Annotated in this window: 23 protein-coding genes and 11 tRNA genes; 30 read left to right on the forward strand and 4 right to left on the reverse strand. The window is 52.3% G+C overall.

Annotation, left to right across the window (positions count from 1 at the left end):
• Position 1: 1 nt before the first annotated feature.
• Complete coding sequence (locus ACTVDO_RS13915) at positions 2–1963, reverse strand: LTA synthase family protein (RefSeq protein ID WP_442901723.1); 1962 nt, start codon at positions 1961–1963, stop codon at positions 2–4.
• A 450-nt stretch (positions 1964–2413) separates the two neighbouring features.
• On the opposite strand from ACTVDO_RS13915, the gene ACTVDO_RS13920 reads away from it, so the two are divergent.
• The 5 genes from ACTVDO_RS13920 (at position 2414) to ACTVDO_RS13940 (ending at position 7880) form a co-directional block, all read left to right on the forward strand.
• Entirely contained in the window at positions 2414–3751 is a 1338-nt protein-coding gene (locus tag ACTVDO_RS13920; protein WP_041267818.1) for a TrkH family potassium uptake protein, read from the forward strand.
• A gap of 440 nt (positions 3752–4191) precedes the next feature.
• A complete protein-coding gene (locus ACTVDO_RS13925; RefSeq protein ID WP_442901724.1) occupies positions 4192–5172 on the forward strand; it encodes a sporulation protein in 981 nt (326 codons plus the stop codon).
• 150 nt (positions 5173–5322) lie between these two features.
• On the forward strand, positions 5323–5829 hold the full coding sequence (locus ACTVDO_RS13930; RefSeq protein WP_041267819.1) for a spore coat protein: 507 nt from the start codon (positions 5323–5325) through the stop codon (positions 5827–5829).
• Between the two features lie 122 nt (positions 5830–5951).
• Positions 5952–6893, forward strand: a complete 942-nt coding sequence (locus ACTVDO_RS13935; protein WP_020958439.1) for an ROK family protein — start codon at positions 5952–5954, stop codon at positions 6891–6893.
• Between the two features lie 165 nt (positions 6894–7058).
• On the forward strand, positions 7059–7880 hold the full coding sequence (locus tag ACTVDO_RS13940; RefSeq protein WP_020958440.1) for an undecaprenyl-diphosphate phosphatase: 822 nt from the start codon (positions 7059–7061) through the stop codon (positions 7878–7880).
• Between the two features lie 187 nt (positions 7881–8067).
• Here ACTVDO_RS13940 and ACTVDO_RS13945 read toward each other — a convergent pair whose 3' ends face one another.
• Positions 8068–9141, reverse strand: coding sequence for an undecaprenyldiphospho-muramoylpentapeptide beta-N-acetylglucosaminyltransferase (locus ACTVDO_RS13945; protein ID WP_442901725.1), 1074 nt, complete (start codon positions 9139–9141; stop codon positions 8068–8070).
• Between the two features lie 361 nt (positions 9142–9502).
• Between ACTVDO_RS13945 and ACTVDO_RS13950 the strand changes: the two genes are divergently transcribed.
• The 7 genes from ACTVDO_RS13950 (at position 9503) to ACTVDO_RS13980 (ending at position 16893) form a co-directional block, all read left to right on the forward strand.
• The gene (locus tag ACTVDO_RS13950) at positions 9503–10231 is read left to right on the forward strand and encodes a polysaccharide deacetylase family protein (protein WP_020958442.1); all 729 of its coding nucleotides are present in this window, start codon (positions 9503–9505) and stop codon (positions 10229–10231) included.
• Between the two features lie 10 nt (positions 10232–10241).
• Positions 10242–10838: a DedA family protein gene (locus tag ACTVDO_RS13955; protein ID WP_020958443.1), complete on the forward strand. Its 597-nt coding sequence runs from the start codon at positions 10242–10244 to the stop codon at positions 10836–10838.
• A 12-nt stretch (positions 10839–10850) separates the two neighbouring features.
• The gene (locus tag ACTVDO_RS13960; RefSeq protein ID WP_020958444.1) at positions 10851–11993 is read left to right on the forward strand and encodes an MGDG synthase family glycosyltransferase; all 1143 of its coding nucleotides are present in this window, start codon (positions 10851–10853) and stop codon (positions 11991–11993) included.
• Between the two features lie 159 nt (positions 11994–12152).
• Positions 12153–13247: a D-alanine--D-alanine ligase gene (locus ACTVDO_RS13965; protein WP_020958445.1), complete on the forward strand. Its 1095-nt coding sequence runs from the start codon at positions 12153–12155 to the stop codon at positions 13245–13247.
• Positions 13248–13262: 15 nt separating this feature from the next.
• The gene (locus tag ACTVDO_RS13970; protein ID WP_020958446.1) at positions 13263–14639 is read left to right on the forward strand and encodes a UDP-N-acetylmuramoyl-tripeptide--D-alanyl-D-alanine ligase; all 1377 of its coding nucleotides are present in this window, start codon (positions 13263–13265) and stop codon (positions 14637–14639) included.
• Positions 14640–14712: 73 nt separating this feature from the next.
• Positions 14713–15411 carry an alpha/beta hydrolase gene (locus ACTVDO_RS13975; RefSeq protein WP_041267820.1) on the forward strand — a complete coding sequence of 233 codons (699 nt, stop codon included), beginning with the start codon at positions 14713–14715 and terminating at the stop codon, positions 15409–15411.
• 117 nt (positions 15412–15528) lie between these two features.
• Positions 15529–16893 carry a DEAD/DEAH box helicase gene (locus ACTVDO_RS13980; protein WP_420480331.1) on the forward strand — a complete coding sequence of 455 codons (1365 nt, stop codon included), beginning with the start codon at positions 15529–15531 and terminating at the stop codon, positions 16891–16893.
• Between the two features lie 11 nt (positions 16894–16904).
• Here ACTVDO_RS13980 and ACTVDO_RS13985 read toward each other — a convergent pair whose 3' ends face one another.
• Complete coding sequence (locus tag ACTVDO_RS13985; protein WP_020958449.1) at positions 16905–17522, reverse strand: rhomboid family intramembrane serine protease; 618 nt, start codon at positions 17520–17522, stop codon at positions 16905–16907.
• Positions 17523–17675: 153 nt separating this feature from the next.
• Here ACTVDO_RS13985 and acpS point away from each other — a divergent pair, with 153 nt between their 5' ends.
• The 6 genes from acpS (at position 17676) to ACTVDO_RS14015 (ending at position 24140) form a co-directional block, all read left to right on the forward strand.
• Positions 17676–18065 (forward strand): holo-ACP synthase, encoded by a 390-nt coding sequence (gene acpS / locus ACTVDO_RS13990; RefSeq protein ID WP_442901726.1) that lies wholly within the window; start codon positions 17676–17678, stop codon positions 18063–18065.
• 79 nt (positions 18066–18144) lie between these two features.
• The gene (locus tag ACTVDO_RS13995) at positions 18145–19158 is read left to right on the forward strand and encodes a LolA family protein (protein ID WP_020958451.1); all 1014 of its coding nucleotides are present in this window, start codon (positions 18145–18147) and stop codon (positions 19156–19158) included.
• Between the two features lie 300 nt (positions 19159–19458).
• Complete coding sequence (gene alr / locus ACTVDO_RS14000) at positions 19459–20613, forward strand: alanine racemase (protein ID WP_020958452.1); 1155 nt, start codon at positions 19459–19461, stop codon at positions 20611–20613.
• Between the two features lie 127 nt (positions 20614–20740).
• A complete protein-coding gene (locus ACTVDO_RS14005) occupies positions 20741–21022 on the forward strand; it encodes a CopG family ribbon-helix-helix protein (RefSeq protein ID WP_020958454.1) in 282 nt (93 codons plus the stop codon).
• 4 nt (positions 21023–21026) lie between these two features.
• Positions 21027–21377, forward strand: coding sequence for a type II toxin-antitoxin system endoribonuclease NdoA (ndoA, locus tag ACTVDO_RS14010; protein WP_003253417.1), 351 nt, complete (start codon positions 21027–21029; stop codon positions 21375–21377).
• 600 nt (positions 21378–21977) lie between these two features.
• Positions 21978–24140, forward strand: coding sequence for a Tex family protein (locus ACTVDO_RS14015; RefSeq protein WP_020958455.1), 2163 nt, complete (start codon positions 21978–21980; stop codon positions 24138–24140).
• A 56-nt stretch (positions 24141–24196) separates the two neighbouring features.
• On the opposite strand, the gene cmpA is transcribed toward ACTVDO_RS14015, so the two are convergent.
• Positions 24197–24310 (reverse strand): cortex morphogenetic protein CmpA, encoded by a 114-nt coding sequence (cmpA, locus tag ACTVDO_RS14020; RefSeq protein WP_128754812.1) that lies wholly within the window; start codon positions 24308–24310, stop codon positions 24197–24199.
• A 91-nt stretch (positions 24311–24401) separates the two neighbouring features.
• Between cmpA and ACTVDO_RS14025 the strand changes: the two genes are divergently transcribed.
• From ACTVDO_RS14025 to ACTVDO_RS14080, 12 genes are all read left to right on the forward strand, one after another.
• A complete protein-coding gene (locus ACTVDO_RS14025) occupies positions 24402–24863 on the forward strand; it encodes a SprT family protein (protein WP_020958456.1) in 462 nt (153 codons plus the stop codon).
• Positions 24864–25168: 305 nt separating this feature from the next.
• Positions 25169–25243: transfer RNA gene (locus tag ACTVDO_RS14030), tRNA-Asn, on the forward strand.
• 6 nt (positions 25244–25249) lie between these two features.
• Positions 25250–25342, forward strand: a tRNA-Ser gene (locus ACTVDO_RS14035).
• A gap of 16 nt (positions 25343–25358) precedes the next feature.
• Positions 25359–25430 (forward strand) — tRNA-Glu (locus ACTVDO_RS14040).
• A gap of 29 nt (positions 25431–25459) precedes the next feature.
• A tRNA-Asp gene (locus ACTVDO_RS14045) sits at positions 25460–25535 on the forward strand.
• Between the two features lie 13 nt (positions 25536–25548).
• Positions 25549–25623, forward strand: a tRNA-Gln gene (locus tag ACTVDO_RS14050).
• A gap of 187 nt (positions 25624–25810) precedes the next feature.
• Positions 25811–25886 (forward strand) — tRNA-Lys (locus ACTVDO_RS14055).
• A gap of 4 nt (positions 25887–25890) precedes the next feature.
• Positions 25891–25972, forward strand: a tRNA-Leu gene (locus tag ACTVDO_RS14060).
• Positions 25973–25985: 13 nt separating this feature from the next.
• Positions 25986–26068, forward strand: a tRNA-Leu gene (locus ACTVDO_RS14065).
• A gap of 77 nt (positions 26069–26145) precedes the next feature.
• A tRNA-Arg gene (locus tag ACTVDO_RS14070) sits at positions 26146–26222 on the forward strand.
• Positions 26223–26226: 4 nt separating this feature from the next.
• A tRNA-Pro gene (locus ACTVDO_RS14075) sits at positions 26227–26300 on the forward strand.
• Between the two features lie 174 nt (positions 26301–26474).
• Positions 26475–26548 (forward strand) — tRNA-Gly (locus ACTVDO_RS14080).
• The last annotated feature ends 148 nt before the right edge of the window (positions 26549–26696 follow it).

Consider the following 26696-nt stretch of genomic DNA (forward strand, 5'->3'; position numbering starts at 1 on the left):
CTTATGGTGCGCTTCCCTCTTCATTTTCGCGGTTATTGTAATCGTACTTCGACGGGTCGATCGGCTTGAAGCCTTTCGGAGTGTAGAACCGGAGCAAATCGCCGTACACGACTTTATCGGACAAATCGAGTTTTGTTTGGGCGATTTGTTCAAGACGTTGAATTTCCGGTGTCTCTTCGAGCGGTGCGCCCGTTTTCGTATCATAGTATTTGCCATTAACCGCTGTTACTTCCGGTGTGACAAAGTCCCCGTTGCGGAACGGGATGATTTCCTGATGGTCAGGCGACAGCAAGTCCGTTCCAAAGTGGACATAATTTTTCGTATCGATGCCAAGCAAATGTAACAAAGTCGGCAACAAGTCGATTTGGCCGCCGAACTCGTGAATCGTACCACCTTTGACGCCCGGGACATGGATGAACAGCGGCACCCGTTGCAACTGGGCGTGCTCATGCGGCGTAATTTCCTTGCCTAAAATTTGCGACATGGCTTTGTTATGGTTTTCGGAAATGCCGTAATGGTCGCCGTATAAAATGATGACTGAGCGGTCGTACAGACCGGATTTTTTCAAGTAGTCAAAGAACTCTTTGACGGCCTCATCCAAGTAGCGGGCCGTTTGGAAGTAACGGTCGACCGAGCCGTCTCCCGTCGTTGCCGGCGCGATCGTCGCGTCTTCTTCGCTGATCGGGTACGGGAAGTGGTTCGATAATGTAATGAACTTCACGTAGAACGGCTCTTTCAACGTTTCTAACAGCGGGATCGATTCCCGGAAGAACGGTTTGTCTTTCAACCCGTAGTTTAAGACGTCTTCGTCTTTCATGCTGTAGTAGCTGGCGTCAAAGAAATGATCGAACCCGAACGATTTGTAAATTTCATCACGGTTCCAGAACGATTTGTAGTTGCCGTGAAAAACCGCGCTTGTGTAACCGTATTGGCGCAAAATGGCCGGTGCCGCATGGTACGTATTTTGCCCTTTTGTCGTGAAGACGGCCCCTTGCGGCAGGCCATAGAGCGAGTTTTCGAGCATAAACTCCGCGTCCGATGTTTTCCCTTGACCCGTTTGATGGAAGAAGTTATCAAAATAGAACGTATTCGGATCACGGGTGAGCGAGTTTAAGAACGGGGTGACCTCTTCCCCGTGCAATTTGTAGTGAATAACAAAGTTTTGCAGCGACTCCAAGTGAATGTAAATCACATTTTTTCCTTTCGCCACACCGAAATATTTCGGATTCGGCTCAGCGTACGTCGCCTGCACATGGTTCAATACGGTCGTGATGTCACTTTTGTTCGCGAACGCCCGCTGTGTCGACGATTTCATACTTTGGATCGCGTCGTAAATCAAGTAGTTGTATACACCTAAATATTTGACGATATAGTTGCGGTCAAACGTTCTTGTCAACAGCTGTGGGCGGTCGGCTTCCGCAAGCGCCAAGTTGACGCTGAACAATAAAATGGCCGAGGCAAAAATAACGCCTTTTTTGATACGGCCGGCGCGCACTGGCGGGAGCGAGAACCGTTTCGAGAATACGATGACCGCTAAAATGATCGTATCCAAGAAATAGAACATATCATACCATCTAAGCAGCTCCCAAATGCTGCCGCCAAGATCGCCGAAGTTTTTCGTTTGCGTCAACGTCGGCAACGTAATAAAATCGCTGAAAAAGCGGTAATAGACGATATTCGCGTATAAAATAAACGACAAAATGAAATTAATAGTAACGAGCCGCTTATACACCCGCGTTTCCCTGGCTAAGAGTGCTAAACCAAGGAAAAACACCGCCGAACTAATCGGGTTGATAAACAGCAAAAACTCCTGCATGGAGTTGCTGATGCCAAGGTTAAATTCCGCTAGATAGGCAGCGTACGTCTTCAGCCAAAACAGGAGCACGGCGAAAATAAAAAAACCAATATATTGGTTAGGGAGAGAACGGCATTTTGTTAACAGCTTTTCTCCAATCGCTTTCACGTCCTCTTCTCCTCCTTTGCCTCATATTCTCGGAAGATCCATTCTATATTTCTATGAACAGCAGCTGCACATAGCAGCCAACATTTTGTCCTTACATCATTTTACATTGGAACGTCTCCATGTCAAGTAGCATAATACGTCTTTTGCTAAAAGTCAATGGAATGTTTTTTAAAGACTGACGGATGCCCCCTTCCTTGCCGCCCCATTTCCCTGTATGTCGATGGACTGCCACTCATATAGACGAATGGAAAGCGAAAAGGTTTCAGCCGCCCTTCTGAAAACGTTCCGATGCATGTGGTCATGCCCTTTACCCATTTTATTAGACAACTAGGACATTATGATAAAAATTGTTCGCTGTACCGGAATCGGCTTGTTTTTGGTATATTTTTTCTATGCATCATCCAGAACTATAAGGAAGAACTGGATGAAGGGAAAGGAGAGGCCATGCCAGTGAATCCGAAAGGCAAATTTTTTGATCCGCCGAAAATTCTCGTGTCTGGATTTGCGCTCATTATTTTCATTGGAGCGCTGCTGTTGACGCTTCCTGTTGCGACCGTCGATGGAAGAGGGATGCCGTTTTTAGACGCGTTGTTTACAGCGACTTCGGCGACGTGCGTAACCGGACTTGTCGTCGTCGATACCGGGACGACGTTTACCCTGTTTGGCCAGCTCGTCATTTTGACGCTCATTCAAGTCGGCGGGCTCGGATTTATGACGTTTGCGACGCTGTTTGCCTTTTTGCTTGGCAAACGCATTTCGTTGAAAGAGCGGCTCATCCTCCAAGAGGCGCTCAACAATTTGACGATCGAGGGCATCGTCCGTCTTGTCAAACGCATTTTCCTTTTTACTGTTGTGATCGAAGGGATCGGCGGGGTGCTGCTCTCGATCCGCTTTGCCTTTGACATGCCGCTCGGCCGGGCGATTTACTTTGGCTTTTTCCATGCGATTTCGAACTTTAACAACGCCGGGTTTGATTTAATGGGCGAGTTCCGCAGCTTGACCGGCTACGTGGACGATCCGGTCGTCAGCCTTGTTGTGCCGATTTTGATTATTTTAGGCGGAATCGGCTTTATCGTCATGAATGAAGTGTACGAGTATAGACAGACGCGCCGCCTTTCCCTCCATACGAAGGTCGTCGCCATTACGACGGCATGGCTGCTAGTGGCCAGCATGGCGCTGATTTTGCTGCTTGAGTGGGACAACCCGAAGACGATGGGGCCGCTGTCGCTGTCAGGAAAGTTTTTGTCGGCGTTTTACCAGGCGGTCACTCCGAGAACAGCGGGGTCTAATACACTCAATATCCCGGATTTGACGCAGCCGACGCTGTTTTTGATCATTTTCCTCATGTTTGTCGGCGCTTCCCCCGGTTCAACAGGCGGAGGGATCAAAACGACGACATTTGCGACATTGCTCGGTGCGGTATGGTCGCAAATTCGCGGAAAAGAGGATGTCATTTTATTCCGGAAACGGATCGTGTACGATACGGTGTACAAGTCGCTGACCGTGACAATGAGCGGGCTGTTTATCGTCATGTTTGTCACGATGGTGTTGACGATCACTGAGAGCGGAAAAGACTTTCTCATGATTTTATTCGAAGCGACGTCGGCGTTTGGAACCGTCGGGCTGTCGATGGGACTGACTCCGGAGTTGTCTCCGTTAGGAAAGGTGATCATTATCTTGACGATGTTTGCCGGCCGCGTCGGCCCGCTGACGATCGCGTACGCGGTCACGCTGCGCCGCCAGCCGGATCCGTTCCGGTACCCGAAAGGAAAAATTATGATTGGGTAAGGTTAAAGTTGACATACATTTTTGCATACCCAAACGGCATTTATTTTGCACTTCCTCTTAAATTATGAAAAAAGATATAGTCATCGCGACATTGCCGTACCATTTGCGGGAATAATGTCGAGAAAAGGGGAAACATTTCCCTGGAAATCGACGCGTGTCGAATGGCGGGAAAGTCCCCCTCTCCGTACGAAATTGCCTATCGTACGAGGGATTCATAATAGAAGCGTTGTTGCTCCGGGATCGCTCTGTCGATAGATTCACCCGAGTCGGCTTATCATTGAGGTATATAGTGTCGAAAATGGGAATGATGAAAAAGCGACGATGCTTTCAATGGCTGTGTTGATCGCCCCAAGGTCGATCAAGTGATGTCGGTGACACCATGTTGGCGGCTTGTTCGTAATTCAAGGGTGACATGAGGATGAAAAAAGGAGAGAGGCACGATGTGGAAAAAGTTTTTATCGAAGCTCGGCATTGGCGCTGCAAAAGTGGATCTCGCGCTGCATCGCCCGCATGTGCGCCTTGGTGAAACGATGGAAGGAGAGTTTTTGTTGGAAGGCGGTTCGGTCGCCCAACAAATCCGCAAGCTGGAAGTGGTGCTTCAGCTTGACGTAGAGGCAGGCGGCAAGACATACCGCCGTCGGGCAGCTGTCATCCCGGTGGCCTCGTCGTTTACGATTCAGCCTGGCGAGCGGAAAGTGCTGCCGTTTTCGTACACACTGCCGCTCCATTTGCCGATCAGCCGCCCGACCGTGCGCTATACGTTCGTGACTCATCTCGATATTGCGGATGGAGCTGATGCGTACGACCAAGACGCCATTCACATTTTGCCGCCGACAGCCTTGGAGCAAGTGTTTTCCGCTTTGGCAGCCTTAGGTTTTCGCGAGAAACCGGCATCCGGGACCATTACACCGTACGGACAGGAATTTTCATTCTTTCCAACGGGCGAATTTCAAGGGATCGTCCAGGAAGTCGAGTTTTTTGCCCTTGCCGAAGAGCAAGGGGTGCGCCTTCATCTGGAAATTGATGCCCGCAGTGGTTGGGGAGGCGAACGCGAGATCAGGCAGGAGTTGGTTATTTCGAACGACCAGCTTCGTGATCCGGCGACTGCAGCCGGTTTATTGAAAGAAGCAATCGACGGGGCTGTGCGCGCGGCTGGAGCCGCCCAGCCATCCGGACATCCATGGATGGCGCCGCATTCGCCAATCCCCGGCCATCCGTCCGGCCGTTATTCATCCATCCATCATTCGCGCCATGGCGGACATGGATGGTCCGGCGCCATTGGCGGATTCGCGGCTGGCATGTTGGCGGGGATGGTGGCGGAAGAGCTGCTCGACGATGCCCTTGATGATGTGGCCGACGGTCTGGATGTTGATGACTGGTTTGATGGTGGCGATGGATTTGATGGCGGGGATTGGCTGTAAACGGGATGGAAAAAGGTGTTTCGCTTGGGCGGAACGCCTTTTTTGCCGATGCGGAAGGCCCGTACAATGGTGACCGTTTCCTTTTCATAGGCATATAACAGTAAATGGAAATGGACTGATAAAAAATGAGGGGGAAATGTGATGAACCATATGCATGGGCAAATGCACGGCCATCGCCATTTGGCATGGCACGAAACGTTGGAGCTGCATGAATTGATCGCTTTTCAGGCCAACGCGTTAATGAAAATGAAAAAGGCTGTCGGCAAGATCGATTGTCCTGAGCTCAAAGGGCTTTATACGGAAACGATTCAAGGATTGGAAACGAACTTGCGTGAGCTGCTTGCCTTCATCCCGGCGGCGCCGATGATGGAAGAAAGCCGCGACCATGATGATGGCGACCGGGCCTTGCATGCGGGCGACTTGCTTGGCTTTGCGAAAACGTCGGTGCGCAATTACGCCGCTGTCATCACGGAAACGGCTACGCCCGTATTGCGGAAGACGTTTGTCAAGCACTTGCTGAAGGCGATTGAAACGCATGAAAAGGCGTTCAACTACATGCATGAACGCGGCTATTACCCGGCATACGACCTCGCTCAGCTGCTGCATAACGATGTCCGCAATGCGCAAAAGGCGCTGTCAATGGGATATGAGCGATGATGGAAGCGATCCGCCCCCGCCCAACGGGGCGGTTTCTTTCCTTGCGGCAGGGAGGAGCGGATGATTGGATAACGAATACATAAAGCACGGGAACAGTGAAAAGAATGGAGGAGGCGCCATCGATGCGTTGCTATATCGTTTTCGACATTGGGGGCACGTATGTGAAACATGCCGTCATAAACGAGCACGGCGATTTTTTGGAAAAGGGGCGCTATCGTTCAGAGCGTCATGACTTTCAACGATTTCGCGACGACTTGCTTCGCGTCGTCCGCCAAGCGCAGGCGAATTACAAACTTTCCGGCATTGCGATCAGTTCGGCAGGCAGCGTTGACAGCGACATCGGCATCATCGGCGGAAGCAGTGCCTTGCCGTGCATTCACGGCCCCAACTTTAAAGCCGTATTCGGCGGGGAGACGGGGCTGCCGGTGGAGCTGGAAAATGATGCGAACTGCGCGGCGCTTGGCGAATTATGGAAGGGGGCGGGCCGGGGGTGCCGTGACATCGTCTTTGTCATCGTCGGCACCGGCATCGGCGGAGCGATCGTGAAAGACGGACGCATTCATAAAGGAGCGCACTTGCACGGCGGAGAGTTTGGCTATATGTTGATGGATGTCCGTTATGCAAACGGAACCGTTGAATGCAAAACATGGAGTGAGCTGGCGGCGACGAGTGCGCTGATCCGGATGGTGGCCGAGGAAAAAGGGATGCAAGAAAGTGAATTGGACGGAGAAAAAGTATTTGCGTTGGCAGAGGGCGGCGATGAAGCCGCGCAAAAGGCGATCGACCGATTTTACTTCGCCTTGGCGCAAGGCATTTTTAATTTGCAGTATGCGTACGATCCGGAAAAAATCATTGTCGGCGGGGGCATTAGCAGCCGTCCCGATTTCGTCGGTGAAATCAACAAGCGGCTTTCCGCGCTGCTGTCGGTTGTTTCGATCGCGAAAGTCCGCCCCGTTGTGGAGGCGTGCCGCTTCAAAAACGATGCGAACTTGCTCGGCGCTTTATACCATTACCTAGAACGGCGCGGGGAGCTGGGGGCGGGCCCATTTCCGCCCGTTGACTGATGACTTGGCGCTCTTCCCGGTATAACGCCCATCCAAAAAAGCGCGGGTAGTAGAAACGAATGATTTGTAGTACAATAGAGCAGGCGCGGCCGAAGCGGGGTGTTATTTCGCCCGCCCGGCCCATATGTATAAAAAGGACGACCCCGCGCAGAAAGGATGGAACGAATGCACTGGATCGAGCTGTTGAAGGCGGTTATGTTAGGGATGGTCGAGGGGCTGACCGAGTTCGCCCCTGTGTCTTCGACCGGGCATATGATCATTGTGGACGATCTTTGGCTGAGATCGACTGAGTTTTTAGGCAAGTACGCGGCGAATACATTTAAAGTTGTCATCCAGCTCGGCTCGATTTTGGCCGCCGTTGTGGTGTTTAAAGACCGATTTCTCGATTTGCTTGGTTTCCGCGGCCGCCATCCGGGCGGGAAACCGCGGCTGACGCTCATTCACGTCATCATTGGCCTACTTCCGGCCGGGGTGCTCGGCGTGTTGTTTGAAGACTACATCGATGAACATTTGTTCTCGACCAAAACAGTGCTGATCGGCCTTGTGCTCGGCGCGCTGCTCATGATCGCCGCTGACAAATTCGCGAAAAGGGTTGCGCGGGCGCAGACGGTCGACCACATTACATACAAACAGGCGTTTCTCGTCGGGTTGGTGCAATGTTTATCGTTATGGCCGGGCTTTTCCCGCTCCGGTTCAACGATCGCCGGTGGGGTGCTCGTCGGCATGAGCCATCGCGCTGCGGCCGATTTCACGTTCATTATGGCTGTCCCGATCATGGCCGGGGCGAGCGGGCTGTCGCTGTTGAAAAACTGGCAGTACGTTACGGCCGCCGACATCCCGTTTTTCATCGTCGGATTTTTGAGCGCCTTCGTCTTTGCTTTGCTGGCGATCCGCTTTTTCCTGCAGCTTATCAACCGCATCCGTCTCGTGCCGTTTGCCGTGTATCGGATCGTGCTGGCCGTTGTCATTTACTTCTTATACTTCTAATCATGCCGCCTGGTGGATCCACTCCATCGGGCGGTTTTGATTGAACGGAAATTACGTTGAAATGGGTGAAAAAGAAAGGGAGACAAAGGAGAGAGTTTTTTCATTCATATTTGCAGAAAACATTTCTAAACGAGCGCAAACAACGAGGCTATGCCCCCCAACTATGTATGGGGCATAGCCTGTTTGTTTATCGTGCTGCGGTATCGTGAATGACCGCAAGCAATGTTTGCAGCGGGTCGCTTGTGTTGGTTTTCTCCATGTTTTTTTGATAGCGGTCTTTGTTTTCGTATAGGCGGCGAATGGCAGTATGGAGCGATTCGTTTGTCAAGTCTTCCTCCATCAACACTTCGGCATAGCCCGCATTTTCAAACGAGCGCGCGTTTAGGATTTGGTCGCCGCGGCTTGCCGCTTTCGAAAGCGGGATGAGCAGCATCGGCTTGCGCAAGGCGAGCAGTTCGAAAATGGCGTTCGCCCCGGCGCGGGAGACGACGATATCGGCCAGAGCCAACAAGTGCGGCAGCTCTTCGTTGACGTATTCGAACTGTTTGTATCCTTTTTGGTGCACAAGGCTTTGGTCGATGTTCCCTTTGCCGCAAATGTGAATGATGTCAAATTCGGCAAGCAGTGTCGATAAGTTGGCGCGCAAGGCGTCGTTGATTTTTTTCGAGCCTAAGCTGCCGCCCATCGCAAGCAACACCGGTTTTTTTCCGTCGAACTGGCACATCTGTCGTCCTTGGGCAGCGCTGCCGTGCTTCAGTTCCTCGCGGACGATAGCGCCGACGTAGACCGCTTTATCGGCGCTGACGTGTTGCTTCGTTTCCGGAAAGGTGAGGCAAATTTTCGTCGCAAATGGCATGGCGATTTTGTTTGCAAGGCCGGGCGTCAAGTCGGATTCATGAATGACCGACGGCACACCGTTCAGCCAGGCGCCGAGAATGACGGGAACCGAGACGAATCCGCCTTTGGAGAAAACGACGTCCGGCTTTTCTTTTCGGATGAGGTGGTACGCCTGAAAAACCCCCCTTAGTACGTTAAACGGATCTTTGAAGTTTTTCCAGTCAAAATAACGGCGCAGTTTTCCGGTCGAAACCGAATAGTACGGCACGCCGTCGATGCGGCCGATGATCTCCCGCTCAATTCCCTCGTGAGAGCCGATGTAGACGATGTCCCAGCCTTGTTCTTTTAGTTTCGGAATCAAGGCGACGTTGACCATCACATGGCCGGCTGTGCCACCGCCGGTTAAGACGATTTTCTTTCGCAATGCAAATCACCTGTCTTTTTTGCAATTATGGAAACATGGAATACCGTTGTTTCGCTCCATCCGATGAGCGGACACACTGGAGAACCGATCGCTCTTCGCACGTTCGGTGTCGTATACCGATATGTATTATAGCAGATGCCATATCATTTAGGGAGGAAACCGGGCAGCCTTGTATTTCGTACGAAGTGAAGAAAACTTGTACAAACCCGATCCTATAGGGCTAGCATTATTTTCCCGTTGTTTTTTTGTTCTGCTTCTATATGCTTATAAGTCTAGCAGTGTATTTATTTAAATAAAAGGCTAGCTTCCTATTTTCAAAGGAAGGAAATGTTGATAAAGTACTATCGAGAGGTGAAAGACGATGTTGGCATGGCTTGTTGGTTGTCTGCTTATTGGAATCGTCGTTTACGGGGTTGTGCCGACGATCGTCATTCGCAAAAAGCGGGTGCTGTTGTTTCGGGAAGGAACAGCCCCGGATTGTCTTGCTTTGACGTTTGATGACGGCCCTGACCCGTATTATACGCCAAAGCTGTTAGATTTATTAAAGAAATATGGCGTCAAGGCGACGTTTTTCGTCGTCGGCCGCAAAGCGGAGCGTTACCCGGATATTGTGCGGCGCATGGTGGAGGAAGGCCATGAAATCGGCATTCACAATTACCGCCATATGAGCAACTGGCTTTTGCCGCCGCTTTGGCTCGATTGGGGGGTGCGCCGCGCCGCTGCGGCGATTGAGCGGGCGACAGGCCAACGACCGGTTTATTACCGCCCGCCGTGGGGACATTTTAACGCATGGACGCCCATTGTGCAAAAACGGTATACGACCGTGTTATGGACGCATATTGTTGGCGACTGGAACGCCAAACTGGGGGCAATGGAGTTGTTCCGCCGGTTAAAAGAAGCAGTGCGCGGCGGAGCGGTCATTGTTCTTCACGACAACGGCGATGCATTAGGCGCTGACCGGCGCGCGCCGGAGCAAATGTTGTCAGCGCTTGAGCTGTTGCTGAAAGATGAAGCGGCGAAAAAGATGCGCTGGGTGACGATTACAGAAATGAGAAACGCGCAAACTAACAAACGAATCTCGTCGATGTGATGGGGGAGCCATGGAAACGAGTGTATGGTTGCCGTACGTTCAGTCGTACGGATATGTGATGCTGTTTTTGTTTTTATTTTGCGGCATTGTCGGCATCCCGGCGCCGGAGGAAAGTTTGCTTTTTTTCGTCGGTTTGATCGTCGCCAAAGAGCAGCTTTTGCTTTGGCCGTCGCTCGCGTCATGTTGGGGAGGAGCGATGGTCGGCATGGTGGCGGCGTATGGCGTCGGACGATGGTGGGGCGCGCCGTTTATGAAAAAGTACGGCAAATACGTCGGAATTACGGACGAACGGTGGGGGCGGGCCCAGCTTTGGTTCCGCCACTATGGGAAATGGGGCATTTTGTTCGGCTGTTATGCGCCAGGTGTCCGGCAAATCTGCCCGTATATGGCAGGAGTGAGCCGGTTTCCATTTCGGTCGTTTTTGCTGCTTGCGGCGTTCGGAACGGCCGGATGGGTCGCTCCGTTGATGTTCATTGGGTTGCTGCTCGGTCGCCATGTTCATATTCCCCTCGTTTCTTTTCCGCTTGTCGGATTGGCGTTGTTTTTGCTGTTTTTGCTTGTGGCGTGGATTGGGCAGCGGAGGCGCAAAAAATCTTTCGAAGGCTAAAGGGTGCGATCGATGATGAAAGTGTTGTTCTTGCCGTTGTTTCAAATGAACACGGGACACCATAAAGTCGCGGATACGCTGATCGATTTTTTGCGCCGCCAGTTTCCGGCGGTCGAAAGCAAAAAAATCGATTTTTTAAGCTATTGCAATGAGTTGATGGAAAAAATGGTGTCAGAAGCCTACTTGCGCTGGATTCGCTCACATCCCACTTCCTATCATCGCGTGTACAAAACGTTTATGTATCAAGAGCCACCGCGGTTCGAGTTTGTTTCATTTGAGCCGTGGCTGCCATATTTCGAAAGCAAAATGAAAAAAATGCTCGAGCAGGAACGGCCGGATCTGATCGTTTGCACCCACTCGTTTCCATCGCGCATTTTGCAGCAACTCAAGCGGAAACAGGCGCTGTTTGTTCCTGTGGTGAACGTCTATACCGATTTTTTCATGAACAGCGTCTGGGGAAAACGGTTTATCGATTATCACTTCGTCCCCCATCCAGAGGCGAAATGGGAGCTGGTCACAAAGTACGGGGTTGACGAGGGGCGCATCGTGGTCACAGGCATCCCGGTTCATGATGTGTTTATGAACACGGTGGAGACGCGGCGAAAGAGGCGGCCGATTCATATACTTGTCGCCGGCGGAAACCAGGGGCTTGGCAATATGATGGCTTTTTTGCGGGCGGCCCGGGCATCGACGCTGTTTCGTTATTCGGTGCTATGCGGCGCCAATCGCGAGTTGTACGACGAAATTGCCAGCTGGAAGCTCCCCCACATCCGTCCGCTCCCGTACATTGCCGATCCGCAAGAAATGAACCGGCTGTACGATGAGGTGGACGCGGTGGTGACAAAGCCGGGCGGGGTGACGGTGAGTGAACTGCTCCATAAGCGCATTCCGATGTTTACGATCGATTGTCTGCCGGGTCAGGAGCGCATCAATTTGCAATATTTGCAGCGGAACGGTTTGATTTACGATTTAGCTGAACCGAATGGCGGCGAGCAGAACATGTTCCGCTTGCTCAATGATGACGTCGAGAAAAACCGGTTTTTTCGCCGCGTGTCTGACTATTTCGCCGGGGTGGAGAAAACGGGACAAGAGGCGCTCGCTGAAATGGTGACAGCGATGCCGCGGCGGTTGGTTTGGCGTGTGCTTCACCCGTAGCGTAGGCCATCTAACGGACGTTAGATGGCATTTTTTGTGTTGGGCGGATGCACCAGAGGGGTGGCGAAACAAGCTGCACCGTACATATAAAATATCAGGCCGTTGGGTGCGAAACGTGATACAATAGGAACGATGGCCAAGGAAAGAGGAGGAACAAGGATGAGAACGAGAGTCGGAGTGTTGTACGGCGGGAAATCGCCGGAACATCAAGTGTCGTTGTCAACGGCGATGGCAGTGATGAACGCCATTGATCCTCATAAATTTGATGTGATTCCGATTTATATTACCCCTGAAGGACAGTGGATCAGAGGAAAACGATTGACTGGACCGGTCGAAGAAGTGAAACAGCTGCAGTTCACGTCGACAGCGACGGCTATGATCCCGGTATCTTTAAACCAGGTGCCGGCGTCGGAATCGTCGCCTGCGGACAGCGAGGAAACGATCGACGTCATCTTCCCGCTTTTGCATGGGCCAAACGGCGAAGACGGAACTGTACAAGGCCTGCTCGAAATGTTAAACCTCCCGTACGTGGGCAACGGCGTGCTTGCCTCGGCCGTCGGCATGGATAAGGTGATGATGAAAAACTTGTTTGCCCAAGCCGGGCTGCGCCAGGCGAAATATGTAGCGGTGACCAAATATGACTGGCAAAAAGGCGGGGAAGCCGTCTACGACCGGATCGAACAAGAGCTTGGCTACCCGTGCTTTGTCAAACCGGCCAATGCCGGATCGAGCGTCGGCATTTCGAAATGTAAACAGCGCGGCGATTTGCACCAAGCGTTTGCTCAGGCGTTTAAGTATGACCGGAAAATCATCATTGAAGAAGCGATCGTCGGCCGGGAGATCGAGATCGGCGTTATCGGCAATGATGAACCGATTTGTTCGGTCGTCGGAGAAATTGTGCCAAAAAAGGAATTTTACGACTATGAGGCGAAATATGAAGACGGGCAAACGGAATTAATTATTCCTGCCAAAGTGACGCCAGAGCAGTATGAGACGATCAAGGAAATGGCCATTGCCGCGTTTAAAGCGCTCGACTTGTCCGGGCTCGTGCGTGCCGACTTTTTCCTCGCCGAAGATGGCACGGTTTATATTAACGAAATCAATACGATGCCAGGATTTACGCCATACAGCATGTTCCCGCTTCTTTGGCAGCACAGCGGCGTGCCGTATCCGGAACTGATCGAGCGCCTCATTGCGCTGGCTCTAGAACGGCATCAAGAAAAGCAGACGATTACGTACACATTTGAAAAATAAAGAGGGTGAGAGCGGATGATGAAACGGACGGTGCGGCAAATTGCCGAGATGTCAGGCGGCCGTTGCGCGAAGCCGAAGTGGGAGATGATCGCCGTCAGCGGCGTATCGACGGACACGAGAACGATCCAAGCTGGCAACTTGTACGTTCCACTCATTGGAGCGAAGTTTAACGGCCACGCCTTTGTGAACGAGGCGGTGCAAAAAGGAGCGGCGGCAGTGCTATGGTCCGAAACGGAAGGGACGCCGCCGGAGAGTGTCCCGGCGATTGTCGTCGATGATACGCTTTCGGCGCTGCAGCGTCTCGCCGCCCGCTACCGCCAACAGCTCGGGTTGAAAGTCGTCGGCGTGACCGGCAGCAACGGCAAAACGACGACGAAAGATATGATCGCTGCTCTTCTTGCAGTCCAATATCGCGTGCAAAAAACAGAAGGGAACTTAAACAACCATATCGGCGTACCGCTCACGCTCCTCGCGCTCGATGAGGAAACGGACATTGCTGTCGTGGAAATGGGGATGAGCGGATTTGGCGAAATTGAGCGGCTCACCTCGATTGCCAAACCGGATGCGGCCGTGATCACAAATATCGGTGAATCGCACTTGCAGGAACTTGGCTCACGGGAAGGCATCGCCAAGGCCAAACTGGAAATTTTGGCGGGGGTGCACCGCGATGGTTTGTTCGTCTACCACGGCGACGAACCGCTGTTGGCTGAGCGGGTGCCGAACTTGTCTCTTCCCCGCCATGTCGCGACATTTGGAGCAGAGGAGAGAAACGACTACTACCCGACCGATGTGCGCATTGAAGCGGGGGGGACGTCATTTGCCATTAACGCGCTTCCGGATCGGACGCTCTTTATGCCGGTGTTGGGAAAACATCATGTATACAACGCGCTCGCGGCCATTGCGGTAGCTCGCTTTTTTGGCATCGGCTGGGACGGCATTGATGCGGCCTTGTCCCGTCTGCAAGTGACGCGCATGCGCACCGAAGTCGTTAAAACAAAGTATGGCTTCACGGTGATTAACGATGCTTACAATGCGAGTCCAACTTCAATGCGGGCGGCGTTAACGCTGCTTAGGGAACTGGGTGGCTATCGAAAAAAAATTGCGGTGCTAGGTGATATGCTTGAGCTTGGCGAAAAAGAAGCCGAGTTTCACGAAGAGATCGGGGCGATGCTGCGGCCGGAGATGGCGGATTACGTATTTGCTTATGGGCCGCTGGCGCACCATATTGCAGCGGCCGCCGCACCGTTTTTTGCCGATGGTCAGGTGCGGGCGTTCGACGATAAGGCGGCATTGGCCGAAGCGGTGCGTTCCGTCGCTTCTCCGGGCGATATCGTGTTGTTGAAGGCCTCGCGCGGGATGAAATTGGAAGAACTGCTCCGTCATTGGGTGTAAAATCGGTCGGGTGGAGGAAAAACTAAAAGCGGCGTCATCGGCGCCGCTTTTCACTCAGGCGGGGGTGGAGATGATGATCGGCTGTTTATGCATTCACGGGTTTACCGGCAACCCGGAAGAAGTGGCGCCGCTGGCTGATTATTTGCGGGAGCGGACCGATTGGGTCGTAGAAACGCCCACATTGCCTGGGCACGGGGACGAGTTGAGTCTCAAAGGGATTACATATGACCGATGGGTCGAAGCGGCTGAGCAAGCGTTCCAAGCGCTTTATCAGCGTTGTGATACGGTATATGTGATCGGTTTCTCGATGGGCGGGGTGATCGCTGTCAAGTTGGCGGAAAAATATCCGGTTGCCAGGCTCGTGCTGTTAAGTGCAGCATTTTATTACGTCAATCCGCGCCAATTGTGGTGTGACATCCGTGAGATGTTTGCCAACGGCTGGCGCGGAGCGCGGGAGCACCCGCTGTTTCTCCGTTACCGAAACAAAATGATAGCGACTCCGCTTTCAGCTGTCAGGGAATTTCACAAACTCGTCCGCTATGTACGTCCCCGTCTTCCGCATGTTCAGGCACCTGTACTCATCGTCCAAGGGGAAAAAGACGGGATTGTGCCGCCTAAAAGTGCCTATTATTTATATGAACGGATCGGTTCGCCCGAAAAAAAACTGCTGCTTTTGCCGAATTCGTATCACCACGTCTGTCATAGCGTCGACCGGCACACGCTGTTTGCCGAGACGGAAAAATTTTTGTGCGCCGCCTATCATTGCAAATGACGGCATAACATGGTATGATAACTGTCAAACCTTTCTCACGAATTTAGGGACGATTTTTTATAAGGAGTTTGGATAACATTGACGACATTTCAAGAACTAGGATTAAGTCAAGACGTAATGAAAGCTGTCGAGCGGATGGGGTTTGAAGAAACGACCCCGATTCAAGCGAAAACGATCCCGCTCAGCCTGCAAAATAAAGATGTGATCGGCCAAGCGCAAACCGGAACCGGGAAAACCGCAGCGTTTGGCATCCCGATCGTCGAAAAAGTGGACGTCAAAAACGGCGCCGTTCAAGCGCTCGTCGTTGCACCGACGCGGGAGCTCGCCATTCAAGTGTCGGAAGAACTGTATAAAATCGGCGCGGTCAAGCGGGTGCGCGTCCTGCCGATTTACGGCGGACAGGATATTGAGCGGCAAATTCGCGCCTTGAAAAAACATCCGCACGTCATCGTCGGCACGCCGGGCCGCATCCTTGACCATATCAACCGCGGCACGCTGCGCCTTGAGCACGTGCATACCGTCGTGCTCGATGAGGCCGATGAAATGTTGAATATGGGCTTTATTGAGGACATTGAAGCGATTTTACGCCATGTGCCGACCGAGCGGCAGACGCTGTTGTTCTCTGCGACGATGCCGGATCCGATCCGCCGCATTGCCGAGCGGTTCATGAATGAGCCGGAGCTCGTCAAAGTGAAGGCGAAGGAAATGACCGTGCCGAACATTCAACAGTACTACTTAGAAGTGCACGAGAAAAAGAAATTTGACATTTTGACACGGCTTCTCGATATCCAGGCGCCGGAGTTGGCGATCGTGTTTGGCCGCACGAAGCGGCGCGTCGATGAGCTTGCCGAGGCGCTCAACTTGCGCGGCTATGCGGCGGAAGGCATCCATGGCGATTTGAGCCAGGCAAAGCGGCTGTCGGTGTTGCGCAAATTTAAGGAAGGATCGATTGAAATTTTAGTCGCAACGGACGTTGCCGCGCGCGGGCTCGATATTTCCGGCGTGACGCACGTGTATAACTTTGACATCCCGCAAGACCCGGAAAGCTATGTCCATCGGATCGGACGCACCGGGCGCGCCGGCAAGACAGGGATGGCGATGACGTTTGTGACACCGCGGGAAATCGGTCAGCTCCATCATATTGAGCGGACGACGAAGCGGAAAATGGAGCGGATGAAGCCGCCAACCCTCGACGAGGCGCTTGAAGGCCAACAGCGCGTCGCCATTGAAAAGCTTCTCAATGTCGCGGAAACGGAAAACTTATCATTTTACAAGCGGGCCGCCGAGGAATTGCTTGAAGAGCATGACTCGGTAACGATCGTCGCGGCCTGCCTGAAAATGTTGACGCGCGAGCCGGACACGACGCCGGTGAAGTTGACGGAAGAGCCGCCTTTAGCGGTCAAACGGGAGAAAAAGCGAGGCGGCCGCCCGGACAGCTCAGCGCGCGGCCGGACGAAAAAACGGCGGATTACGGCGCATTAAGCGCCGTTTTTTCATGGCCGAACCACATGAAACGACGGCGGTCCGGGGCGGACAGCCAAAAACGGAGCGAGCAGCCCGCCGGTGACAAAGCCGAACAGATGGGCGATGAGGTTGCCGTCCGGCTCCATCAAGCCGAGCAGCAGGTTGATGGCCATAGCGGCCAACAGCAACTGGGCGTGCCGGGGGGCGATGAGGTCACGGCGAAAAAGGGCGAGATAGCTGTACATGCCAAATAAGGCAAAAATGGCACCTGACGCCCCGACATGGCTGTACATCGGCGGTAGAAGCAATACGGTAGCGATATTGGCGCCGACACCGCCCCCAAGATAAAGAAGTAAAAATTTCCCTTTCCCGAGCGCGCGTTCCAGCCAGGGGCCGAACAGCCATAACGAAAGGCTGTTGGCCGCCATATGGTTGAAATCGTAGTGCAGCACGAGCGGACTAATCAGCCGCCAATACTCCCCGTTGCGGAGGGCATCATTCGTCCCGATGACATGCTGCCAAATCGGTTCAAGTGCCGAGAGGGGGATGACGAACAACAACCACAAAACGATATGCGCCAACAGCAAGGTTGATACGACCGGGCAGAGACGGATGAGTGAGCGGACGCCCCCAGTATAGTGAAACATACTTTTGTCTCCCTTCTTTATCGAAAATCGTTTATCCTTTCGTAGGCAGGGTGATGTGGCTAGAGGCTATGTCCATGTTCTATAAGCCATCTTATGCGCAAAGATTGCAAAAAATCGATCGGACTCTATAGCACGGATTAGGTGGGGAAAGTGATGATCGTTGGCATCGGCATTGATATTGTAGAGTTGCAGCGGGTTCATTCGCTCCTTAAGCGCAACGGTAAATTCCCTGACCGGATTTTAACGCCGCGGGAAAAGGCGCGGTTTGATGAGTTGCCGCCCGCGCGGCAAGTGGAATTTCTCGCCGGACGGTTTGCGGCGAAGGAAGCGTACGCCAAAGCACTTGGGACAGGGATTGGGCGGCACATCTCGTTTCAGGATATCGAGGTTGTTTCTGATGCGTATGGAAAGCCGAGCATTGCCGCCCGCCGCAGCGGGGAAGTCATTCATTTGTCCATTTCCCATAGCCGGGATTATGCGGTCGCCCAAGTCATCATTGAGCGCTTCGGGCTGAACGGGCCATCGGATGCTTGCCACGGCTAGTCTGCATATTCCCGGGTGTTGTCTCATATATTGTAGTGCATGTGCAGAAATCGATATATGAGGCAAAGGGGTTGAAGAGATGGGCAGAAAGGTGCTTTTGGCATTGGTCGGCATCATCTTTTTGTTTGCTTTAGCCGGGTGCGGGGCGAAATCACAGGAGGAAGTGCTCAAGGCGCTCAATGAAAAGATGGATGAGATGACAGGTTACCAAGCTGAGGCGAAAATGACGTTCCGCACCGGCGCCGAGCCGCAAGTGTACCATGTGGAAGTGTGGCATAAGCAGCCGTCGTATTACCGCGTCAGCTTGAAAAACGCCGACAAAGGGCAAAGTCAAATGATTTTGCGCAACGATGAGGGAGTATTCGTCTTTACACCTGCCCTCAACAAAAGCTTTAAGTTTGTCAGCGACTGGCCGAAGAACAGCAGCCAAGCGTATTTGTATGAATCGCTCGTCAAAGACATTTTAAGCGACTCAAAGGCGAAGTTTAAGGCGACGAAGGATCACTATGTATTTGAGACAAAAACGAACTATCCAAATAGCGAAGTCGTTCCGACCCAGGAAATTACATTGAGCAAAAAAGATTTGACGCCTGTCTCGGTCAAAGTGATGGATACAGACCGAAAGGCGCTGTTGACAGTGGAATTTTCCAACGTTGAATTTAACAAAAAATTCGATGATGATGCATTCGATACGTCGAAAAACATGACCGGGGCGCGTCTCGAAGTGCCAGCGATGGCGGAAGGGAAAGAACAAGTGATGGAAGTCATGTATCCGAGCCAGCTCCCGGAAGGCGTCCAAGCGCTTGAGGAAAAAGAAGTGAAAAGCGAAGACGGCACAAGAGTCATTATGACATTTGGCGGCAAGAAATCGTTTACGCTCGTTCAAGAAAAAGCGGAAGTGCTCCCGGCAACGAGCATGCCAGTGCTTGTCAACGGGGATCCGGTTGATTTAGGCTTTACGGTTGGCGCCCTCACGGACCAAACATTGACATGGTCGTACAACGGAGTGGAATTTACGCTCGCTTCCGATGATCTCACTCCGGAGGAAATGGTGATGGTCGCCAGCTCAGTGCAAGAAAAAGCAACAAAATAACCGTACGACTGGTGAAAAAGGCGCGCCTTTTCGCTTTCAGAGCGGAAAGCCGCCTTATTTTTTCGACGCGCAAGACCCGGACGAATAGAAGTCGGTGTCACCATCTAAAAACAGCGTGCTAACAGCCGGCATAGGCTGTCTCATGAGCGGGAACAAGGCAACCAGCCTTTTCCGTTGTGTTCAGGCGCTTTTCTGACGTTCAACTATTTCTTCTTCGTCAAAGACGTGGTAAACTAAGAAAGGATAAACACGGATTCAAACGCTTTCAAACTTGCGTGATTAGAAAGGCAGCGAGAGAGGATGGACGATTTTCACCGGGATACATGGGCGGAAATTGACTTGGATGCCATTCACGACAACGTCGCGAATTTGCGCCGCTTTTTGCCGGATGGCACGCGGGTTATGGCCGTTGTAAAGGCGAATGCCTACGGACATGGTGACGCCCAAGTAGCGGAAACGGCGCTAGAAGCCGGCGCTTCCTACTTAGCCGTCGCTTTTTTGGACGAGGCGCTCGCTTTAAGGAAAAAAGGTGTCAATGCACCCATTTTAGTGCTCGGGGCGTCCCGGCCGATGGATGTGGCGCTAGCCGCTCGACATCGTATTGCGCTAACTGTGTTTCGTGCCGATTGGTTAGAACAGGCGTCATCTGTTTACACCGGTCCGGACCCGGTTTACCTCCATTTAAAAATGGATACCGGAATGGGAAGGCTTGGGGTAAAAGACGGGGAGGAGACAAAGCGCATTATGACGCTGATTAATCGCCACCCCCGCTTTATCCTTGAAGGTGCATACACGCATTTTGCGACGGCCGATGAATTGAACACAGACTATCTTTCTTATCAATACAGCCGCTTTTTGCATATGCTTGAATGGCTGCCAGCGCGGCCGCCGCTCGTTCACTGTGCCAACAGCGCGGCGGCGCTCCGCTTCCCCGATCGGGCATTCAATATGGTTCGCTTTGGCATTTCCATGTATGGGCTCGCCCCGTCGACAGACATCAAGCCGCTGCTTCCATACGAACTAAAGGAGGCATTCTCGCTCCATAGCCGCCTCGTACACGTGAAAAAGCTGCAACCGGGTGAAAAGGTGAGTTACGGAGCAACATATACCGCAAAAGCGGAAGAGTGGATCGGCACGATCCCGATCGGCTATGCGGACGGATGGCTGCGCCGCCTGCAACATTTTCATGTGCTTGTGAACGGACAAAAGGTGCCGATTGTCGGGCGCATTTGCATGGATCAATGCATGATCCGCCTGCCTGAACCGTTGCCAATCGGCACAAAGGTGACACTCATTGGCCATCAGGGAGATGAAACCATTTCCATCGATGACGTCGCCCGCCATTTGGGAACGATTAATTATGAAGTGCCTTGTACGATCAGTTACCGCGTGCCCCGTATTTTTTTCCGAAATAAGCGTATAATGGAATTGAGAAATGCTGTTTGTCACGGGTGAAGCGGTGCATAATCTGCTTCAGAAGACAAAGGATAGAAAATGGAGAAATGACTTTGCAGCGCCGTTGTTTAATGGTATCATGAAATGGAAGCAATGAATGGCTGCAGTTCGTGGAGGTGTATGATTCGTGTCGGAATCTGGCGCAACAACGGAAATCATCGTTCGTTTGCCGCAGTCGCTGCTGACGGAACTGGACGGGCTTGTGAAGCAGGAGAACGGCAATCGCAATGAACTCATTTATCAGGCGACGAAAATGTATATTCGTGAGCGGAAAAAACGGCAAATTCGCGAGGCGATGAGACGAGGCTACATGGAAATGGCCAAAATCAATTTATCTATTGCTTCTGAAGCGTTTCATGCTGAATATGAGGCCGACCACACCGTTGAACGCTTAGTTAGCGGGGGGTAATGCTTTGATTGTCAAACGTGGCGACGTTTATTTTGCGGACCTTTCCCCGGTCGTTGGCTCAGAGCAGGGCGGCGTGCGCCCCGTGTTGGTGATCCAAAACGATATCGGCAATCGCTTCAGTCCAACGGTTATTGTGGCGGCGATCACGGCGCAAATCCAGAAGGCGAAGCTGCCGACCCATGTCGAGATCGATGCGAAGCGCTACGGGTTTGAGCGGGACTCGGTCATTTTGCTTGAACAAATCCGTACGATTGATAAGCAGCGGCTGACTGACAAAATCACCCACCTGGATGATGAGATGATGGACAAAGTCGATGAAGCGCTGCAAATCAGCTTAGGACTGATCGACTTTTAACGAATTTCCAAAAGAAGTCTCCCGCCTCAAGGAACGTGAGGGGCACAGCCCAGTGAGCAGGTGGGAGAGGAATGTCGGCTGGCTTCAGTCAAAACGCATGATACAATCCGTCTCGATCATGTTCGTTGTGAACGGGAGATGAGGGGGTTGCATGGAGAAAACCCAATGCGAAAACCAAGCAAAGCCTTTCATGCGGAAAAGATCCGAGGTGCGAAAGAACTCCGAATCATCGGATGACTAGGGTGGGAACGACCCGAAGTCACGCTCAGGGAGATGAAAGGTTGCGTTCACCGTGGAACGGAGAAGCCCCCACTTCAAGCGTTCGCTAAGTGGTGAGTCGTTCACCGTGGTATGAAGCCCCCTGCTTTAGCGAGTTAAACAGTAGGAGGAGCGATGTTTTGTTTGCCAAGGGCAAACGGGCGGATAGGAGAAGCGGCATTGGCGTGCGACGCCGGGCGTTATGATGGAATTTTCGCGCCAATGGCAAAGATGGGCAGATCGGCTGCCATAACGGTCTGTCCTTCCGCTTTTATATAGGTGCACAAAGCAGCTGCGGACAGGTAGCTCTTTTTTTATGCCGTACACAAGGGAGGGAAACGCTTGGCGAACGAACAGCGGCTCATTTCAATCATTGCCGCCGAACAACAGTTGGCGGTGAAACAAGTCGAGAATGTCATTACACTTCATCAAGAAGGCAACACCATCCCGTTTATCGCTCGCTACCGGAAAGAGATGACCGGGGCGCTTGATGAAGTGCAAATTCGTGCGGTGCTTGAGCGCTGGGAGTATTTGCAGCATTTAGAGCAGCGGAAAGAAGAGGTCATTCGGCTGATCGATGAGCAAGGGAAATTGACCGAAGAGCTAAAAAAGGCGATTATAAGCGCCACGAAACTGCAGCAAGTCGAAGATTTGTACCGCCCATACCGGCAAAAGCGGCGCACGAAGGCGACGATCGCGAAAGAAAAAGGGCTTGAGCCGCTTGCCGATTGGCTTCTCGCTTGCCCTGCCGCCCCGGTTCCGGAAGAGAAGGCTCGGGTGTTCATTGACGCAGAAAAAGGGGTCGCAACGGCAGACGAGGCGCTGCAAGGGGCGAAAGACATCATCGCCGAGCGGGTGGCCGACGATGCTGCTCTTCGTCAATGGGTGCGGGAACAGACGTGGCGGAAAGGGACGATCGTGTCCACCGCGAAGGCGCCGGAGAAGGACGAAAAAAACGTATACGAGATGTATTACGACTACGAAGAACCGGTGGCGAAAATCGTTCCCCATCGCGTCCTGGCGCTAAACCGCGGCGAAAAAGAGGACGTGCTGCGCGTCTCAGTCCAAGCGCCTGCCGAAGAAATCATCCGCTATTTGCAGCAAAAAACAGTCGCCAATGAGTTATCGCCAGCAGCCTGGCTCGTGGCCGAAGCGGTGGAAGACGGATACAAACGGCTGATGGAGCCCGCCATTGAGCGCGACATCCGCAACGAGCTGACAGAAAAGGCGGAAGAGCGGGCGATCCATATTTTTGCCGAGAATTTACGCAAACTGCTTCTTCAGCCGCCATTGAAAGGAAAAACGGTGCTCGGCGTCGATCCGGCCTACCGGACGGGATGCAAGCTCGCTGTCGTTGATGAAACAGGGAAGCTGCTTCGTATTGATGTCATTTACCCGCACCCGCCGCAAGAGAAAAAGGATGAAGCGAGGGCAAAGCTTCTTCGTTTGCTTGACGACTATCATGTGGATATGATCGCCATCGGCAACGGCACAGCATCGCGGGAGACGGAGCAGTTTGTTGCTGACACGCTCAAGCAAGTCGAGCGCGACATCTTTTATCTCATCGTCAACGAAGCCGGGGCGAGCGTCTACTCAGCCTCCGACCTTGCGCGCGCCGAGTTTCCCGATTTGCAAGTTGAAGAGCGGAGCGCGGTCTCCATCGCCCGCCGCGTCCAAGACCCGCTCGCCGAACTGGTTAAGATTGACCCGAAATCGGTTGGCGTCGGCCAATACCAGCATGACGTCTCACAAAAAAAGTTGGCTGAGTCGCTCCGTTTCGTCGTGGAGACGGTCGTCAACCAAGTGGGTGTCAACGTCAACACCGCCTCCGTTTCGTTGCTCCAATACGTCTCGGGACTGACGAAAACGGTGTCGGAAAACATTGTCAAACGCCGTGAAGAGCAAGGAAAATTCCGCAGCCGCGAGGAGCTGAAAGCGATCCCGCGTCTTGGGGCGAAAACATACGAGCAATGCATCGGGTTTTTGCGCATTGTCGACGGCGACGAGCCGCTTGACCGCACGCCAATTCACCCTGAGCGCTACGCGGAAGTGAAGCAGTTGTTGCAACAATTAGGATTTACAGCCGCCGCCATCGGCAGCGATGAGCTTCGCCAAGCGCTCCAAGCCATCGACGTGAAAGCAGCGGCGGCTGAATTCGGCATCGGCGAACTGACGCTCCATGACATCATCGATGCCTTGCGCCGTCCGGAGCGCGACCCGCGCGATGAGCTGCCGAAACCGATATTGCGAAAAGACGTCTTGAAGATGGAAGATCTAAAGCCGGGCATGGAGCTCGAAGGAACGGTGCGCAACGTCGTCGACTTTGGCGCCTTTGTCGACATCGGCGTCAAACAGGACGGGCTTGTACATATTTCCAAACTGAGCAAACAATACGTCCGCCATCCACTTGATGTCGTCTCCGTCGGCGACGTCGTCAAAGTGTGGGTAGAAAGTGTAGACGCAGCGAAAGGGAGAATTTCATTATCGATGCTTCCGCCGGAATAAGACGGAAGGGCTGTCCCATACTGTTCAATAAACAGTGGGACAGCCCCAAACACATTTCACGAACAGTGTCTTCTCCGATAAAAAAACCAACATTGGTTTAACAGTTTAATTTGATCGCGATTTTTCTCATAATAGGCTCGTCTCATCTGATTTTTCAGCCATGTAGGCAAAGCAGTCACCCCCCTAACAACGGAAAGGTAGTATATAATATATGTAGCTATACATTGTCTCGTGCCAAAAAGATGGAGGAGGACGCCCGCCATGGATCAAACACGGTTGCAAACACTCGTTGAACAAATTTCTATGAGCACATTTGGCAAGCCGTTCCGCCATACCGCTACCTTCAACCCTCGGCTCCGCACCGTCGGCGGGCGCTACGTGTTGCAAACTCATAACATTGAGTTAAACAAAAAACATTACGACACGTACGGCGAAGAAGAACTCGTGGCTATCATTAAACATGAACTATGCCATTACCATCTGCATTTGGAAGGAAAGGGATATCGCCACCGCGACCGCGACTTCCGCGAGCTGTTAAAAAAAGTAGACGCGCCTCGTTATTGCCGCCCGCTCGGCCAAAAAACAGACAGGCCGAAAACGATCTATACATACATTTGCACATCTTGCGGCCTGACGTACACCCGAAAAAAGCGCATGAACATCGCCCGCTACGTCTGCGGACGTTGCCATGGCCGACTTAAACTAACAGGTCAGCTCTGTTGAACGCTTCCTTGCTTATGCCGAACCCTTTTAAGAACATTCGACGTGTTTCTCGCGAAGGAAACGAAGCTTTTTATGGAGTTCTTGTATCACGGCACGGACATGCGGACTTCCTCTTCGAAAAGACATCAGCATCACCTTTTGCAAAAAAGAGGTTGACAATTGAAGTGGAAATATGCTAAATTATAAAAGCCGTCGCCAAACGGCGATGAAACAAACAGCAAAAAACATGTTGACAAAGAATCAACAGCTCAATATAATAAACAATGTCGATTGCGAAACAGTGGATAAAGATTTGGTTGCATTATTCCGCAATAGCTCAGCGGTAGAGCAACCGGCTGTTAACCGGTAGGTCGTAGGTTCGAATCCTACTTGCGGAGCCATCGTATGGAGAAGTACCCAAGTGGCTGAAGGGGACGGTTTGCTAAACCGTTAGGTCGTGACTTAACGGCGCGCGGGTTCAAATCCCGCCTTCTCCGCCACTTTCAATAGTCGCGTGGCCCGTTGGTCAAGTGGTTAAGACACCGCCCTTTCACGGCGGTAACACGGGTTCGAATCCCGTACGGGTCATTTACAGCGCGGGGATTCCCCGCGAGAACGGTCCCGTAGTGTAGTGGTTAACATGCCTGCCTGTCACGCAGGAGATCGCGGGTTCGAGTCCCGTCGGGACCGCCATTACACCAATCGCTGGGCCATAGCCAAGCGGTAAGGCAACGGACTTTGACTCCGTGATGCGCTGGTTCGAATCCAGCTGGCCCAGCCATTTTTATTATTAATACATACCTCGGGCGACCAGCCCGGTGGGAGTTTTATGAACCATTCGCTCAGCAACGAGCGATGCATCGTCGAATAGGCTACGAGTTGCCCCGACGCACTTGACTTCCGTGAATAAGCTTGCAGAGGAAGGGGCAGGTAGAGCAAAGCGATACTCAGAGTGTTATTGAAAATATGAGCCATTAGCTCAGCAGGTAGAGCATCTGACTTTTAATCAGAGGGTCGGAGGTTCGAGTCCTCCATGGCTCACCATTTCGCGGGTGTGGCGGAATTGGCAGACGCACCAGACTTAGGATCTGGCGCCTCACGGCGTGGGGGTTCAAGTCCCTCCACCCGCACTCAATTAAATACGCGGTCGTGGCGGAATGGCAGACGCGCTAGGTTGAGGGCCTAGTGGGGGCAACCCCGTGGAGGTTCAAGTCCTCTCGACCGCATTTTACTCAAATAAAAAAACATTGACAGAGACAAATGAAAATGATAAAATAGATTTTGTTTCTCTTTAAAAAATATTGCGCTCGTAGCTCAATTGGATAGAGCATCTGACTACGGATCAGAAGGTTAGGGGTTCGAATCCTCTCGAGCGCGCCATGATCGGGAAGTAGCTCAGCTTGGTAGAGCACATGGTTTGGGACCATGGGGTCGCAGGTTCAAATCCTGTCTTCCCGATTTGAACATCTTTGAATTGTTATTATGCGGGTGTAGTTTAGTGGTAAAACCTCAGCCACGAGCATTACATCATCGAATCTGCTTCGAGTTGCCTCGACGCACTTGGCATCTTCGAATATGCTTGCAGAGGAAGAGGTATGGAAGAAGCGTGGCGGATGTTAAGCCAAATATTATGCGGGTGTAGTTTAGTGGTAAAACCTCAGCCTTCCAAGCTGATGTCGTGGGTTCGATTCCCATCACCCGCTCCATGAAGAAAGGAATGTAAAATCGTTCCTTGAAAACTGAACGAAACGAAGCGCGAGCGTTTCGACACCTTCGGTGTCGACGCTAATGAAGCCAATCAACTTTCTTTTGGAGAGTTTGATCCTGGCTCAGGACGAACGCTGGCGGCGTGCC

The sequence above is a fragment of the Geobacillus sp. BK01 genome, assembly GCF_052220245.1.
Taxonomy (GTDB): domain Bacteria; phylum Bacillota; class Bacilli; order Bacillales; family Anoxybacillaceae; genus Geobacillus.

Bases quoted from the DNA above. Each gene is read 5' to 3' on its own strand.
- ACTVDO_RS13980 (WP_420480331.1), top strand. From the start codon at position 15,529: ATGAAAGCTGTCGAGCGGATGGGGTTTGAAGAAACGACCCCGATTCAA.
- ACTVDO_RS13930 (WP_041267819.1), top strand. From the start codon at position 5,323: ATGCATGGGCAAATGCACGGCCATCGCCATTTGGCATGGCACGAAACG.
- ACTVDO_RS13970 (WP_020958446.1), top strand. From the start codon at position 13,263: ATGATGAAACGGACGGTGCGGCAAATTGCCGAGATGTCAGGCGGCCGT.
- acpS (WP_442901726.1), top strand. From the start codon at position 17,676: ATGATCGTTGGCATCGGCATTGATATTGTAGAGTTGCAGCGGGTTCAT.
- ACTVDO_RS13940 (WP_020958440.1), top strand. From the start codon at position 7,059: ATGCACTGGATCGAGCTGTTGAAGGCGGTTATGTTAGGGATGGTCGAG.
- alr (WP_020958452.1), top strand. From the start codon at position 19,459: ATGGACGATTTTCACCGGGATACATGGGCGGAAATTGACTTGGATGCC.
- ACTVDO_RS13925 (WP_442901724.1), top strand. From the start codon at position 4,192: ATGTGGAAAAAGTTTTTATCGAAGCTCGGCATTGGCGCTGCAAAAGTG.
- ACTVDO_RS13935 (WP_020958439.1), top strand. From the start codon at position 5,952: ATGCGTTGCTATATCGTTTTCGACATTGGGGGCACGTATGTGAAACAT.
- ACTVDO_RS13965 (WP_020958445.1), top strand. From the start codon at position 12,153: ATGAGAACGAGAGTCGGAGTGTTGTACGGCGGGAAATCGCCGGAACAT.
- ACTVDO_RS13995 (WP_020958451.1), top strand. From the start codon at position 18,145: ATGGGCAGAAAGGTGCTTTTGGCATTGGTCGGCATCATCTTTTTGTTT.
- ACTVDO_RS13950 (WP_020958442.1), top strand. From the start codon at position 9,503: ATGTTGGCATGGCTTGTTGGTTGTCTGCTTATTGGAATCGTCGTTTAC.
- ACTVDO_RS13975 (WP_041267820.1), top strand. From the start codon at position 14,713: ATGATCGGCTGTTTATGCATTCACGGGTTTACCGGCAACCCGGAAGAA.
- ACTVDO_RS13960 (WP_020958444.1), top strand. From the start codon at position 10,851: ATGATGAAAGTGTTGTTCTTGCCGTTGTTTCAAATGAACACGGGACAC.
- ACTVDO_RS13955 (WP_020958443.1), top strand. From the start codon at position 10,242: ATGGAAACGAGTGTATGGTTGCCGTACGTTCAGTCGTACGGATATGTG.
- ACTVDO_RS14025 (WP_020958456.1), top strand. From the start codon at position 24,402: ATGGATCAAACACGGTTGCAAACACTCGTTGAACAAATTTCTATGAGC.
- ACTVDO_RS13985 (WP_020958449.1), bottom strand. From the start codon at position 17,522: ATGTTTCACTATACTGGGGGCGTCCGCTCACTCATCCGTCTCTGCCCG.